Raw genomic sequence first — 13,918 nt, forward strand, 5'->3', positions numbered from 1 at the left:
GATATCTTCTTTTTCTAAAAACACAAAAATAGTACAAAATTAAATAATTTAGACTTTTTTATTATTTGTTCAGATCTATTTAAGTCGTTATCCAGTCAGAAATCTTGTCTTTATTATTGTAAATTTTTTATTTATTTTTAGTTTCACAATCCAAAAGTTTTATTAGTTTTTCACTTTTAACTGTATCAAATTTTCTTGCCCATAAATTTTTAGATTTTTTTAGTTCATCATAATGTGTCTCATCTAAAGTGATAGGACTAGTAGCTGGGCCAATCCCCCAATCCATATATGTTAAATTATTATTTATTATTTTATCTTTAAATTTTGAATTTAATAATATTGTTTGGAAAAATATTTCGTCTGGAATTAATACATGTTTAAAGTAATCGTATACATCCACTCTAGTTTTAACAAAACTCAAGATGTAAGCACAGCTTTCGTTTGTTAAACACCACCATTGCGAGCCTCCGTAAAACTTATTTATGTCTAAAACCGGCTTTCTACTAACACCTAACTTTTTTAATAATCGAGAAAATCCTTTATACATGATTCTTTTCTTCGAAAAACGTTTCCTAGGGTGTTTATTAAAATGATAATAAATAATTCTATCTATCCCGCCATTCTCATTTGCCCATTCTTTAGCAGGTATCTTAAAGTAGCTCATAAAATTATTATTATTAGCATTTACGAGATGATTTTCTATCTGCTCATTTTTCATTATTGGATAATGTTGACCGCTAATTAGAACAGCGTAATCAAAAGTAATATCGTTTTGATAAGCCGCTTTAAGACATTCTATAGTAGCATCAACCAAACTTATATCACCCCAATAACATTTATTTCTTTTTGAAAAAAACACATTTTTTTTATTCCCGAACATTTCTTGCAATATATTATATTCAATTTCACTACCATTTAAATCAAAATGAATTACGAAAGAATTGTTTTTGTAATCAAGTTTTTCTACAAGCTTTTTTAATTGAAGCGAGTTATTGTGTGCCATAATTAAATACACTATTTGCATATTATCACCCATGTGTTGTAAGTTTAAGGATTAAAAATTCAACTATATTTATTGGTTTGTAGTCTACGGTTTTGTTTAATCTTCCTTGGGTTATTTCTGTAATCTCATGTAACATTTTAATTCAATAATTCTAGTTGTAATGAAGTTATCCGTGGTACGAGAAAAAAAGTTATTTACGTTTTACGTTTTTCATTATAACTATTAATAGCGTATATATAGTTGATATAAAATTTTTGCCTATATTATCAATTAAATTAATATAATTTTGCCCAAATCTCTCTATGAAAAAATCCGAATTTTGTTCGATGAAATCAGACTTTTTCCATTCAGGAAACTTTTTGTAAATTAATGACCTAGTATATCTCATTTTTTTGTAAAATCCCCACATCTTAAACCTATATAGTTTTAATTGTCTATACATATTAGACCACATCAATAGTCTAATATATTGATAACAAAGGCCTTCTTTAATAATTTTATCCTTATTAATAATGTTAGCGTAATATACATAAGTGTCCTCTAATACATCATAAATGTGATTAATTTTCGGACTAATTGTGGTTAACAACGAATTTTGCCGCCCTTTTCTATAAATATATAATGGACGGTCAAGATAAGTATATTCATTTACTTTAGATAGTATTTTATATATAGTACCTACATCCTCATATACTTTACCTTTAGGAAACTTAATATTTTCAAAATAACTTCTTCTATATACTTTATTCCAGGCACTAGGTTGTACACTCCATAAATATCTTTGGCTCTCCATTCCTTTAACTACTTTTTGGAGTTTATCTTCATCTTCAAAGTAATCATACCAGTCAAAAATTATTAAATCTGGATTGTCTTTTAAAGCAAGGAAAATTTCAAAAAAGAAATTTTCCGTTACTTTATCATCGCTATCAATAAAGGCTACATATTCATATCTAGCAAATTCTAATCCGAAATTCCTAGCGTCAGCTAATCCACCATTTGTTTTTTCAACATATTTAAAATTATACTTTTCAGAATATCTTTTAGCAATTTCCCCTGATTGATCATTGGTCCCATCATTAACTAAAATTATTTCGATATTATTTATATCATTACTATGTCTCATACTATTTACAACTGAATCTAAGCAATCACCTAGGTATGCCTCAACATTATAAATAGGTATTATTACACTTAAACTAACCATAATACACCTCGAAATTATCATTCATGAATCTATATTATATCTTCTTTTAATAACTTTATTCTAAGCGTGGTTTTCATCCTTTTTAATAATTTTTTCTTGACTAATTAGAGAGTTATAGACCGTTAAAATCTCATTATTCATTTTTTCAGATGTGAAATATTTCAAATAGCGAGTATATCCGTTTTCACCTAAGTCTTTTAAAGTATTTTTATCTAACTTTTCAATAATTAATTTAAGTGATTTTAAGTTATCCATATCAAAGATATACCCGTTAATATCATTCTGTATTAATTCTGGAAGAGCTCCCCGATTACTTGATATTACAGCCTTTTTATTTTTCATCGCTTCAATAGCTACTAACCCAAAACCTTCCCACCTAGATGGTATAATAACTGCATCAACACTTTGATAGTAATCATCTATTTCTTCATTTTTTATCCACCCAATTTTAGTGGCGTTTTCTGGTAATTTAAAATTCGTGTTTTGCTTGTTACCAAGTACAGAATCTCCGATTAGATAAAAATGGATTTGTTTGTTACTGATATCTTCTATTAAATTAATTAAGATATCAATTCCTTTTTGCCTATCGAACCTACCAACAAATAATATATTTATTTTAGTTTTATCAATATTGTTTAAAGTAGGAGAATACAATTTCTCATCATTTATTTTCTTTGTACCATTATAAATAAGGACTGATTTGTTTTTAGTTATTCCAACTTTTATAGATTCTATCTGTTCAAACATTGATATATTTATTATCTTATTTGTAACTTTACTTAAATTTTTTTCAATTTGTATATATAGCTTTCTAGTAAAATTGGATGTTTCCATTAAAAAACTCCAACCATGAGAGCAATATATTATTTCAACGTTTTTATTTGGAAGAAGTAGGTATGGTAGTCGGACAAATAATCCGGCAAAAGTACTATGGACATGAATAATATCTGGTTTAACTTTTTTAATTAAAATAAAAATATAGATAGTTGCATAAATCATATAGAAAGGGTTTCTACGATACTTATAAAAGAAAATGTTATCTTCTTCTACCGGATACTCTTTTTCAGATTTATACTCACTTGCAACTAGATAAATAAGTGCATTCTGAAATTTTGATTGATACTCAAGTACATCAAATAAATATGTATAAACACCACCCTTAATATATTCACCCACATGCATAATCTTCATAGTCAAAGTATCACCACCAAGTCTTATATTACTTTCTCAAATCAATAGGCGTCCTTTGCTCCTATCAAAACCCTAAAAGTTTTAATGATTATTTTCAGATCTAATCTTACTGACTTTTTCTGGATATAGTATAAATCTAATTCCACCATATCTTCAAAACCAACATTACTTCTCCCACTAACCTGCCATAATCCAGTGCATCCAGGAGTTACAAGTAATCTCTGTTTATCATAAGGTGAATATTCTTTAACTTCTCTAAGAAGTGGTGGACGCGGTCCAACCAAGCTCATTTCACCCTTTAGTACGTTCCACAACTGTGGTAATTCATCAATGCTTGTTTTCCGAATGATTTTACCGATTTTTGTTACCCTTGGGTCATCCTTCATTTTAAACATGGCCCCAGTTACGTCATTTAATGCAAGTAATTCTTTTAACTGCTCTTCTGCATTTGAGACCATTGATCTGAATTTATACATATGAAATTCAGTTTCATTTTTTCCTATTCTAACTTGTTTGAAAAATATTGGCCCTCTTGGATCCTCAATTTTAATTAATAAAGCAACAACCAATAAAACGGGTAAAAGGATAATAATCCCTATAAGTGATCCCAGGATATCTATCAATCGTTTTATTCTTAAATAGGTCAGATTTGCATTCACTTGATTTGCTGTTAATAAGTGTTTAGACTTAGCTACTCTCTGCTCAACAGGTACAGCTTTCAAATTGGCTCCTCCCATATCTCAATTAATGTCTATTTTTTGTTTTTCAATTAAATTCTCTAGGAAGCCCATTACTTCACTTTTAAGATTTTCATCTTTCAGAGCAAACTCAATTGTCGTTTGAATAAACCCTAACTTCTCCCCTACATCGTACCTTTTACCTTCAAAATCAAAGGCAAACACACGTTGAATCTCATTTAATTTTTGGATTGCATCTGTCAATTGAATTTCACCGCCTGCTCCTTTCTTTTGTTTTTCTAAAAACATAAATATTTCTGGAGTAAAGATATAACGACCCATAATCGCTAAATTTGATGGGGCTGTTCCTTTTTCTGGCTTTTCTACAAAGTTATGTACCTCATAGCGACGACCGGTTTGGTTGCTTGGATCTACAATTCCATAGCGATGAGTTTCTCCTTCAGGAACTGATTGCACACCAATGACAGAAGATAAGGTTTTATCGTATTCATTCATTAACTGTTTTAAGCAAGGTGTTTCCGCTTGAACGATATCATCACCCAATAAAACAGCAAAAGGTTCGTTTCCAATGAATTTTCTCGCGCACCAAACTGCATGGCCTAATCCTTTTGGCTCTTTTTGTCGGATGAAATGTATATCTACTTTAGATGGGGCTTGGACTTTTTCTAATAAATCAAATTTATTTTTCTCCATTAAATTATTTTCAAGTTCAAAAGCGTGATCAAAATGATCTTCAATGGAACGTTTACCTTTACCAGTTACGATAATTATATCCTCAATACCTGAAGAAATTGCTTCTTCAACGATGTATTGAATCGTCGGTTTGTCTACTATTGGTAACATTTCTTTTGGCATTGCTTTAGTTGCTGGTAAAAACCTTGTTCCTAATCCCGCAGCAGGTATAATAGCTTTACGTACTTTTTTCATTAAATATCAGACCCTTCAATTTTTTTCCAAAATCCCTATATATAGTTTTATATAATCGTAATTTATTATATAATAATGTAAGCGTTTCCTGTATGGCTAAATTACTAAAAAACCCCCAAGAACTTCTTTTTAAACGGTACTGGTTTTACAATAGAGGGACCTTGTTCCTGAATAAGCTGTTCAGCATTTTCTTTAAAATAAAATGTACTCTCGATTCCAAATGTTTTGGTGATTGATTCATAAGCCTGTTGAAGGGAGAACCCCCTAGAGCCTACATTATGAGCATCTGTTGCAATAAAATGAGCCAAATTATGTTCAATAATTTTTTTTGAAAAAGACTTAACATGTTTCCCAAAGTGACCGATAATACTATCAGAGGTAAGTTGAGTTAAGGCACCTTCTTGGACCAATTTAAATAATAGATTATGATTCTCTATCAATTCCTTATTTCTCTCAGGATGTACAATAATTGGTGTTATCCCTTTTAACAAAAGCTCATAGATCAGTTCTTGCGTGTATGAAGGCACATGTCCTGACGGGAGTTCTAGCAATAAATACTTGTCGGTATTATCAAGCGTTAGTACTTCTCCCTTTTCAAGTGAAACAAATAATTCTCGATGTATTCTCAATTCTTGTCCAGGATGAACAGAAAGAGGAATATTCTCTTGTTGTAAGCACTCATTTAACTCAAATACACAATCAATAATGTCATCCTTCACATTTACATATCTCTCATTTAAGTGATGTGGTGTGGCAAATATGTGGGTTATCCCTGCTTCTACCGCACTCTTTGCCATGACTATGCTTTCCTGCATATCCGGTGAACCATCATCAACTCCAGGGAGAATGTGACAATGCAAGTCAATCAAATTTCACACACTTCCTTTATATAAATGGGATAATAGGCTTAATCACTAAGCAATCAAATAGGAATTAATTCCCTGTTAATAGTAGCATAAATAACTGCTATTAAATAGAGTATTAATTTGTCGAATTTTTTTTAGGATTGATAGTAATAATAATTGCTGGTACTTGATTCAATTCCATTCAAAACGACTCCAAGTAATGCCGTATTAGTTTTTTCTAAAAGTTCTTTTGCTTTTACTGCACTTTGTTTGTTTGTCTTGCCGCTTGCCACTACCATGATCACGCCATCACATTTATTAGCTACAATTTGAGAGTCAGTTACTACAAGAACTGGCGGTGTATCAAAAATGATATAATCATAGATACCTTTTAGTTCATTAATAGCTGTTTCTATCGCTTTGGAATTTAATAACTCTGAAGGATTAGGTGGTATCGGTCCACTTGTTAAAATGTCTAAATTTGAAACATTTGAATTCAAGATAGTTTTTCTTAAGTCCATTTTCTTTGTCAATACGCTAGTAAGTCCATGTATATTACTAAGTTTAAAAGCATAATGAATAGATGGCTTCCTTAAGTCCGCATCCACAAGTAATACTTTTTTCTCTTCTTGAGCCAGCACAATCGCTAGGTTGGCAGCTGTAGTCGATTTCCCATCATTAGGCTCCGCGGAAGTAACCACAATGGTTTTGATTTCTTTATCCACTGAAGAGAATTGTATGTTTGTTCTAATTAATCGATATTGTTCAGTAATAGGCGATTTAGGATTAGTCTGCGAAATTAATTTCACTTGTTTTTCATCTTTACTTCTCAAAAATCCCACTTCCTTTCTTAATGTCACTGAATGGTTCCTTATTTATGTTGCGATATATTTTGGATGGATCCAAGTAATGGCAAATCAAGGAGCGTCTCAATATCCTTCTCGTCTCTTATCGTATTATCCATGTATTCTAGTAGGAATGCCAAGCCTATTCCAGCCATCAACCCAACTACCACCGCAATAGCGATGTTCAATAATGGAGATGGTTTTACAGGAGTAGGATTTTCCTTTACTTCTGCCTTCGAAAGTATGCTAACATTGTCGACATTCATTATATCTTTGATTTCCTTTTGGAATGTTCCAGACACTGCGTTTGCAATTTCGACTGCCTTCGATGGATTACTATCTTGAACCGTTAAAGAGAAGACTTGAGAATTTTCTTGGCTGTTAATCGTAATTTTTTGACTAAGCTGATCCACACTTTGTTCTAGTTCAAGATCATCAATGACCTTCTCTAATATAGCAGGGCTTTTTATGATCACACTGTATGTATTGATCATGTCAATATTAGATTGTATTTGATTTGTATCAATTTGGTTCTTCGATTGATTCTGATTAACTAGAATCTGTGTGGATGATTCGTAAACAGGTGTTAATAAAAAATAGGATATTGCACCACTAATCAACGCAGCGATTAATGTCAGTAGCGTTATTAACTTCCAACGTTTCTGTAATGTTTGAAAAACATCTTTAATACTAATAGTTTCTTCCATTTTATCCTCCCGATATGTTAAAAATGACCTATTATATTATACCATAATATTACCTATATTTATGTATTTTCAAGTAAATTTACATGAAACTTACAATGAAAGAATACTTTTCAAACCCCTAAATAATTTTACAAAAAAGAAAATATTAATACAAAGGAAATAATTTCTAATTTTGAAATATTGCATGGATCACGGCTATTCAACCCATTTTCCAGAATATTTTCGACTTAAATTTAATAAAACAATACACCCATTCCCAATCTTTCTTAGATTTATCAGTTTACAATAATTTCTTGAAATAGACCTAACTAAATGCCTACCAACACATGAAAATCCGTTTATACATATAATTTTTTCAAGTATTTTAGTGCCTAGTTATCATTAAAAATGAAAGGAAAATGTGTACACTGAAAGTGATAGTTTAAATGAGTATATAGTTTTCATATTAATGGTTAGGTGTGGTCTATATGATAGGTTACCGAGTTAAGTCGCTTAGGGAAGAAAGAAAAATGTCAATTAGTGAACTCTCCGCAAAATCCGGCGTTGCCAAATCCTATATAAGCTCACTGGAAAGAAACCTTCAAACAAACCCTACTATATTAGTTTTAGAAAAAATCGCTAGAATCCTTTGTATTAAAGTTGATGTTCTGTTGAATGAACAAGCAGACAAGGGCATGGATGAAGAGTGGATGGAAATTATGCAGGATGTTATGGGATCAGGAATATCGAAAGAGGAAATGCGCGAATTCATTCAAGATAGAAGTGATCTCCTTAAGGATTGAGAAACTATGATACCGCTTTCTTTTGGGTACAAGGATAAAAATTATATAAGGGGGAAAAGTGATTACCGCTTTTCCCCCTTATATTACTATGGTACTACTTCTTCAACTTAGAATATTCCTGCATCACCTCGAACCATATGTAATGCCCTTGGTCATTGGGATGGAAATTATCATTAGTCAGTATATCAGCCAATCTCATATTCTTTTTATTTAGCTTCTTTTCTATCTCTTCTTTACTATTCATATAAGTCCCTTTATTCGTTTTGATGATCTGTTCGGAAACGTGAATATAATCCAAATAATTCAAACCTAAACTATTCTCCGTTTTACCATTTGCGACAGGGTTTGGTGAAATGATTAGAATTTTGGCATTCGGCAGCCCTTTCTATAACTTTGTCATGATGTTTTCCAAATTTTTTTCTGTCTGTTCTAAGCTCAGTGATTGATATTGATTGTTTATCAGCGAATTTTCAAAAATAATTAAATCAGGATCATCTTGTATGACCGCTTTAATTTTCTTACCCTCCAGCAAATCCTCTGTGGAATACCCCCTCATGTTCTTGATTAATGAAACTTAGTGTTTCTAAATCATCACGATCAGCGCGCAGACTCTTCTCTAACCGCCCTGCCCAACTATTGGAAGAACATGCACCGGTTCCTGAAGTACCATTACTTCCCACTAGGGATACACTAACCCTATCTTGCGTATGCGAATTATAATGCAGGTAATCTATTAACGGCTGCTGTTTATTATTTTCCGGTTTCAAACTTTAAATCAAAGCATCCCTCTCTTCTTTTTCCTTTTCTTTCACTTTTGCCGCAGCTTCTCTAGCCTCTCCCCCTGCTGCCTGACTTATGCTTTTCCTATGCATATGGCCTAAAACCAGTTAGGCTAAGCAAATTCCAGCGATAATGATTAAACCATATTTCCTCATCTTTACCTCCCATATTTGAACATTAATGACTGACATGGAAGTCTTATAAAATATAGAAAATTTTTATTTAATACTGTTACCTAAACTCTATTTCACTTTATTCCGTTATTTTTCTCTCATTAATTATAACTATCAAATTTTCAGCGACAAAGAATATTCTTCCAATTTATAACGACATCTCTCGACATTGTAATAATACCGTCTTCGCCTTTTAAGGGGAATTTTATTATCAGGGGAGCAATTACTTACATTGGATAGCTGTATTTGATTTGGATACTGGATTAAGTGATATGAGCAGGTGTTGTAATTAAAATTATTGGCTTATTGCGTAATGCTTAACATCTTAGTCGAGTTCTATTTTTGAGACGGCACAGTTCGTCTTACTTCGAAAAAGCTATAAAATGCAGTATCATATCAAGATCCTTGTAAGAAATATTTAAGACTATTTTAATTTCACGAGAAAGCTGACTGATTCAACTTGTCGGCTTTATCTTAAGGATTAAATTGTAAAGTAATTACGTCAAATGCCTCATATACAAAGAAAGCGCTTTCATTTATAATTATCACAAGAAAACCAAGCTGAGAGGTGTGTTCAATATGGTAGGTGAAAATGAAGGGAATTTCTTAAAAGGACTTTTGTTTGGTACATCTTTGAGCATACCGTTATGGATTTCTTTTATTGGTTGGCTAAAATTGATCATTAATAGTTTATTTTAGAGCCCTAGGGCTCTTTTTATTTTGCTTTGGTCGAGACAAAATCTGAGAGCATTAAAAACTATACTGTATTCATACTAGACACGAATCCCCATCATTTTTTTAACTCTTTGTAAAGTATGTTATGGTTTTATTTGTTTTAAGTAATGTTATTGTATTCTCTGTTTCCTTCTCTCTTTTTCGTTGTATTATAGAAAAAAAAGGAGTTTTGGGAATGATTATTCTGCAGTATATTGGAAAAGTTTTTTCATTCATGCATAAGGATATACCAGAAACTCATGTTAAATGCCATGTTTGTGCAGGTACAGGTGCCTACGATATTTATACAGATTGTCTTACCTGTAATGCAAAAGGATTAATCAGTAAAGTTGAGTATAATAGGAGGCTTGAAGAGGGTGAGATTTAATGAATTTCATGCGGTCGATATATGTAATCCAAGAAGCAGTATTGACTATTGCTTCTTTTTTTGTTCTAAAACGGTACAGCTTGCCCCTCACCTTAAAAGGGTATTTTATTATCATTACAGCAATTACTCATGTTGGATCGCTGCACCTGATTTGGATGCAGCTATAAAGTGGTTTGAGCATATTGGTGAAATCCTGCGAGTAAGCGAGCAGTCGTAATAAGGACTAAATTAACTGAGTGAGTTGATCAAGAAAATCAAAAACACTTGTAAAAGAACCTAAAATAAAATAGAAACATGATCAGTGAAAAGCGCTTAAGCCTACCACATATCAGATTGGCTCCTTATAGAATTTGTTAATTTAACAAATGATAAGTCTAAGGAGTGATAAATTTGAAAGTGGAAGGTGTTTATACTTATTTATGTGAGAATTGTTCAACACTGTTTGGCGTAGTTTCTCGTTTTTCTGTTATGGAAGATAGAATTGATACACTGACGTGTCCCAAGTGTTCTAAGAAAGTAGCAGTTTGCATGGGAGAAGGGCATATAAATTACGCAAATCATGAAAGAAGGGAAGAAATAATAACGAACGAAACGGATGAGATTTCACAACTACCAGAATTATTAACTGTAGAGCATTTGGCAGCTTATTTAAATGTTAGTGAAAGAACAGCTGATGAATACATGGGAAATCCCGATTTTCCTTTAATTCGTTTAAAAAGGTCCAAAAGGGTTTTCAGGGATGACTTTTTAGACTGGTTACAATCAAAGAAAGAATAAAGGGTTTGGATTTTGTATAGCTAATATAATTTTTTAAAAGCAGAGGTGCTACGTAATGGCAGCACCTTATTTGTATTTTTCTTTTTATTTAAAGAAGATAGCACTTTCAATAAGATCTGATTTATTGAATTTCTGCGAAGCTGCAGCGTCACCTTCATTACATTCATTTTCCTCGACTGCTTATCTTGTTTTGACTATTGCTTATTTTTTTGCCCAAAACGGTTTCGTTTCCCCCCTTCAATTGAAACAAGAACAGCCCCCAATTAGATTATTGGGGGCTGTTCCTGTTTTTCTATCACTTTTTAACTGTTACTTTTCTTGATTCGCTTACGTTTTTCGCTTTATCTTTGGCATAAATATATAGGTTCTTCCCGGCTTTTTGCTTGGGGATTCTAACCGAGAATGTACCTTTGGTCGTTGCTGTTGCAGAGCCAATCACTTTTTTTGATGCTTTGATGGACACAGTGGAGTTAGCTTCTGCTTTGCCCGTTACTATTGTCGTTTTTGTCGTGACTGTGTTGACCGTCGGTTTACTTGGTGCTGTTTTGTCTGCGACGGTCACGTTTTTGATCGAGCTTATATTGCCCGCTTTATCGGTTGCTGTAACGGATAGGACTTTACCGGCTTTTTGTTTTTTTGACATCGTTACGGTGAAATTCCCTGCGCTGTTGGAATTTGCTTTGCCTAGAACCGTACTGCCAGTTTTGACGGTGACGGAAGAGCTTGCTTCCGCTTTGCCGGTTACTTTTACGGTATTGTCACCTACCGTATTTACGGACGGTCTTGCAGGAGCCGTTTTATCTGCCACTTTAAATGAAACGGGTATACTTTTATTTCCAGATTTATCGATGAGCCTAGTAGAGATGGTCGTGCCGGCTGTTTGTTTTGCGATGGTCGCTGTAAACGTTTTTTCGCCGTTGATTTTCACTGTGGCGAGTTGTTTTTTATCGGTATAAATAGAGACAGTCCCCGTTTTGAAATCAGCCGGGATTTTCCCATTGATTTTGGTGTCCTTATCGGATATCGCAGTCACGGACGGTTTGGTCAGCGTCTTCATTTCCAGTGCTTTTTTGGCATTGACCCGCCCGTTTCCATAGTAAATGTCTTTCCCTTTTGTACCTAGGTCCACGGCTGAATCATAGAGACGGTATTCAACCTCCGTTTTGTTGAGCTTAGGCTCATGGGACCAAATCAATGCCGCTACACCCGCCACCATTGGCGTCGCCATCGATGTTCCGCTCATCCAACCGTATTTACCATTTGGCAAGGTTGAAAGGATATCATCCCCAGGGGCCGCAATATCGACTGTTGAATGGTAGTTGGAATAACTGGGACGCTTGTCACTTGAATTAGTGGCAGCAACGGAAATGACGTGGCTGAATGCAGCTGGGTACACACGCTGTACATTTTTCCCCATATCCCCTTCATTCCCGGCAGCCGCGACAATCAGTACGCCTTGTTTATAGGCTTCCTGGACGGCCTTGTTCAAGGACTCCGAATAACTGGTGTCGCCTAAACTCATATTGATGATGTTTGCCTTTTGCTGAACGGCATAATGTATCGCGTCAATGATATCGGCCGTATCGGCATATTCTCCATCAAAAACGTTGATTGGCATTAGTTTAACGTTCGGGGCAACACCCGTTCCGCCTATGCCGTTGTTCGCAGAACCGGCAATGATGCCAGCGATATGCGTTCCATGCTCCCCTTTTGGGACGATATGCTTCCGATTTCGTATCGTATCATAGGCATTGACGATCCTCCCTTTTAAATCTTCGTGGTTGCGATCGATGCCGTCGTCAATGATGGCCACGATCAATTCCTTTGATCCCATTGATTTTGTCCACGCTGCACCCGTACCAAGCTTTTTATGGTGCCACTGGTCTATGTAGGCTGGATCGTTCGGGCTTTCCATCTTCTTGAAAAGATAGTTTGGTTCTGCATATTCCACATCCTTCTGTTCTTCAAGTTCCTCGATCAGGTTATCCGTTGATTCCCCTTTAGGAACCTCCACCTTTTCTATCAACTCGTTGATCGGCTCATCGCTCGTCTCTTTGTACTTGACGATGACACCATCAGATTGCTGCGTCCCTTCTGCAGATGAAGCATCTGGCTGGTAGATTGGCAGAATCATAAACAGTAATAATACCGGCAATATGGCCTGAATAAGCTTGTGCATACAATCACTCCAAAAAATATGATTAAGAATAGCTATCGATGAGGTTATATCATGAACCGATTCTACTATTATTCCTAACTAAATTGTATACCGTCCGATAAGGTTTTACTAACCTTTTCATCTAGTTAAATTAACTTATTTACACAACAAAAAAACCGCTATAAAGCGGTCTCAGATTGTCGACAAAATGGGGTTCAATCTAAGTTGTTTGGAACGGAAGGCACGAGACTCCTGCGGGAAATGCGAGGCCAGGGGAGACCCAGCAGGCGCGAAGCGTCGAGGAGGCTCATGGACCGCCCGCGGAAAGTGAGTGCCTGGAGTGGAAATCAACGGTTCAAGTTCTACAAACAAAAAAACTGTAGGCAAACTCGTCTTTCCTCGAAAATATCTCCGGTCAGTCTGGAAGTTCCGTATGGTCTCATCCTAAACTAGGATTTTAAAACAAGACTAAATTATTCTTTATGTTTTTTTACTGTCACCCTTATTAGATTGAAGAAATTTGCGTTTCGGATACATTTTCAATGGAATCTTCGAGTGTAATGATGGGGTATTAAACGGATGACCAAACTTTCGAGATGCACAGTGGGTAAAGTGGATAGTGGGAGTCCGACCACCTGGTTAGCCAAATGATGGTGATGGCACCACTCTGGGGGCCCCTTTTCTCCCCTATATCCATCGAGGCAAGGAACTTCAAATGAGCGATCA

The 13,918-nt window shown here is 34.3% G+C and carries 14 protein-coding genes and 1 pseudogene; 4 read left to right on the top strand and 11 right to left on the bottom strand.

All coding sequences use genetic code 11. The features are described from left to right. Positions 1-127: 127 nt before the first annotated feature. From ADA55_RS07430 to ADA55_RS07465, 8 genes are all read right to left on the bottom strand, one after another. The gene (locus ADA55_RS07430) at positions 128-1,024 is read right to left on the bottom strand and encodes a beta-1,6-N-acetylglucosaminyltransferase (RefSeq protein WP_048681384.1); all 897 of its coding nucleotides are present in this window, start codon (positions 1,022-1,024) and stop codon (positions 128-130) included. A gap of 169 nt (positions 1,025-1,193) precedes the next feature. Continuing rightward, complete coding sequence (locus tag ADA55_RS07435) at positions 1,194-2,207, bottom strand: glycosyltransferase family 2 protein (RefSeq protein WP_048681387.1); 1,014 nt, start codon at positions 2,205-2,207, stop codon at positions 1,194-1,196. A 60-nt stretch (positions 2,208-2,267) separates the two neighbouring features. Next, positions 2,268-3,398, bottom strand: a complete 1,131-nt coding sequence (locus ADA55_RS07440) for a glycosyltransferase (RefSeq protein WP_048681443.1) — start codon at positions 3,396-3,398, stop codon at positions 2,268-2,270. A gap of 41 nt (positions 3,399-3,439) precedes the next feature. Beyond that, the gene (locus ADA55_RS07445; RefSeq protein ID WP_048681391.1) at positions 3,440-4,135 is read right to left on the bottom strand and encodes a sugar transferase; all 696 of its coding nucleotides are present in this window, start codon (positions 4,133-4,135) and stop codon (positions 3,440-3,442) included. A gap of 3 nt (positions 4,136-4,138) precedes the next feature. Next, positions 4,139-5,023: a UTP--glucose-1-phosphate uridylyltransferase GalU gene (gene galU / locus ADA55_RS07450; RefSeq protein ID WP_048681394.1), complete on the bottom strand. Its 885-nt coding sequence runs from the start codon at positions 5,021-5,023 to the stop codon at positions 4,139-4,141. Between the two features lie 104 nt (positions 5,024-5,127). After that, the gene (locus tag ADA55_RS07455; protein WP_048681397.1) at positions 5,128-5,892 is read right to left on the bottom strand and encodes a tyrosine-protein phosphatase; all 765 of its coding nucleotides are present in this window, start codon (positions 5,890-5,892) and stop codon (positions 5,128-5,130) included. A 131-nt stretch (positions 5,893-6,023) separates the two neighbouring features. After that, on the bottom strand, positions 6,024-6,701 hold the full coding sequence (locus ADA55_RS07460) for a CpsD/CapB family tyrosine-protein kinase (protein ID WP_105718780.1): 678 nt from the start codon (positions 6,699-6,701) through the stop codon (positions 6,024-6,026). Positions 6,702-6,739: 38 nt separating this feature from the next. Further along, positions 6,740-7,420 (bottom strand): YveK family protein, encoded by a 681-nt coding sequence (locus tag ADA55_RS07465; RefSeq protein ID WP_048681407.1) that lies wholly within the window; start codon positions 7,418-7,420, stop codon positions 6,740-6,742. A gap of 467 nt (positions 7,421-7,887) precedes the next feature. Between ADA55_RS07465 and ADA55_RS07470 the strand changes: the two genes are divergently transcribed. Then, on the top strand, positions 7,888-8,202 hold the full coding sequence (locus tag ADA55_RS07470) for a helix-turn-helix domain-containing protein (RefSeq protein WP_048681410.1): 315 nt from the start codon (positions 7,888-7,890) through the stop codon (positions 8,200-8,202). 94 nt (positions 8,203-8,296) lie between these two features. Here the strand turns inward: ADA55_RS07470 and ADA55_RS07475 are convergent, their stop codons facing one another. Next, complete coding sequence (locus ADA55_RS07475) at positions 8,297-8,509, bottom strand: hypothetical protein (RefSeq protein WP_048681413.1); 213 nt, start codon at positions 8,507-8,509, stop codon at positions 8,297-8,299. 1,556 nt (positions 8,510-10,065) lie between these two features. Between ADA55_RS07475 and ADA55_RS07480 the strand changes: the two genes are divergently transcribed. The 3 genes from ADA55_RS07480 (at position 10,066) to ADA55_RS27935 (ending at position 11,034) form a co-directional block, all read left to right on the top strand. After that, positions 10,066-10,257: a hypothetical protein gene (locus tag ADA55_RS07480; protein WP_048681418.1), complete on the top strand. Its 192-nt coding sequence runs from the start codon at positions 10,066-10,068 to the stop codon at positions 10,255-10,257. Continuing rightward, positions 10,247-10,474 (top strand): hypothetical protein, encoded by a 228-nt coding sequence (locus tag ADA55_RS07485; RefSeq protein WP_048681421.1) that lies wholly within the window; start codon positions 10,247-10,249, stop codon positions 10,472-10,474. The genes ADA55_RS07480 and ADA55_RS07485 overlap by 11 nt, the downstream gene beginning before the upstream one ends. Before the next feature lie 179 nt (positions 10,475-10,653). Beyond that, positions 10,654-11,034: a helix-turn-helix transcriptional regulator gene (locus ADA55_RS27935; protein WP_226990431.1), complete on the top strand. Its 381-nt coding sequence runs from the start codon at positions 10,654-10,656 to the stop codon at positions 11,032-11,034. A 295-nt stretch (positions 11,035-11,329) separates the two neighbouring features. Here the strand turns inward: ADA55_RS27935 and ADA55_RS07495 are convergent, their stop codons facing one another. Then, a complete protein-coding gene (locus tag ADA55_RS07495) occupies positions 11,330-13,213 on the bottom strand; it encodes a S8 family peptidase (RefSeq protein WP_048681426.1) in 1,884 nt (627 codons plus the stop codon). 545 nt (positions 13,214-13,758) lie between these two features. After that, positions 13,759-13,918: pseudogene (locus ADA55_RS30370) on the bottom strand (ATPase, T2SS/T4P/T4SS family); the annotation flags it as partial.

The sequence above is a fragment of the Bacillus sp. 220_BSPC genome, from assembly GCF_001054655.1.
GTDB lineage: Bacteria > Bacillota > Bacilli > Bacillales > DSM-1321 > Peribacillus > Peribacillus frigoritolerans.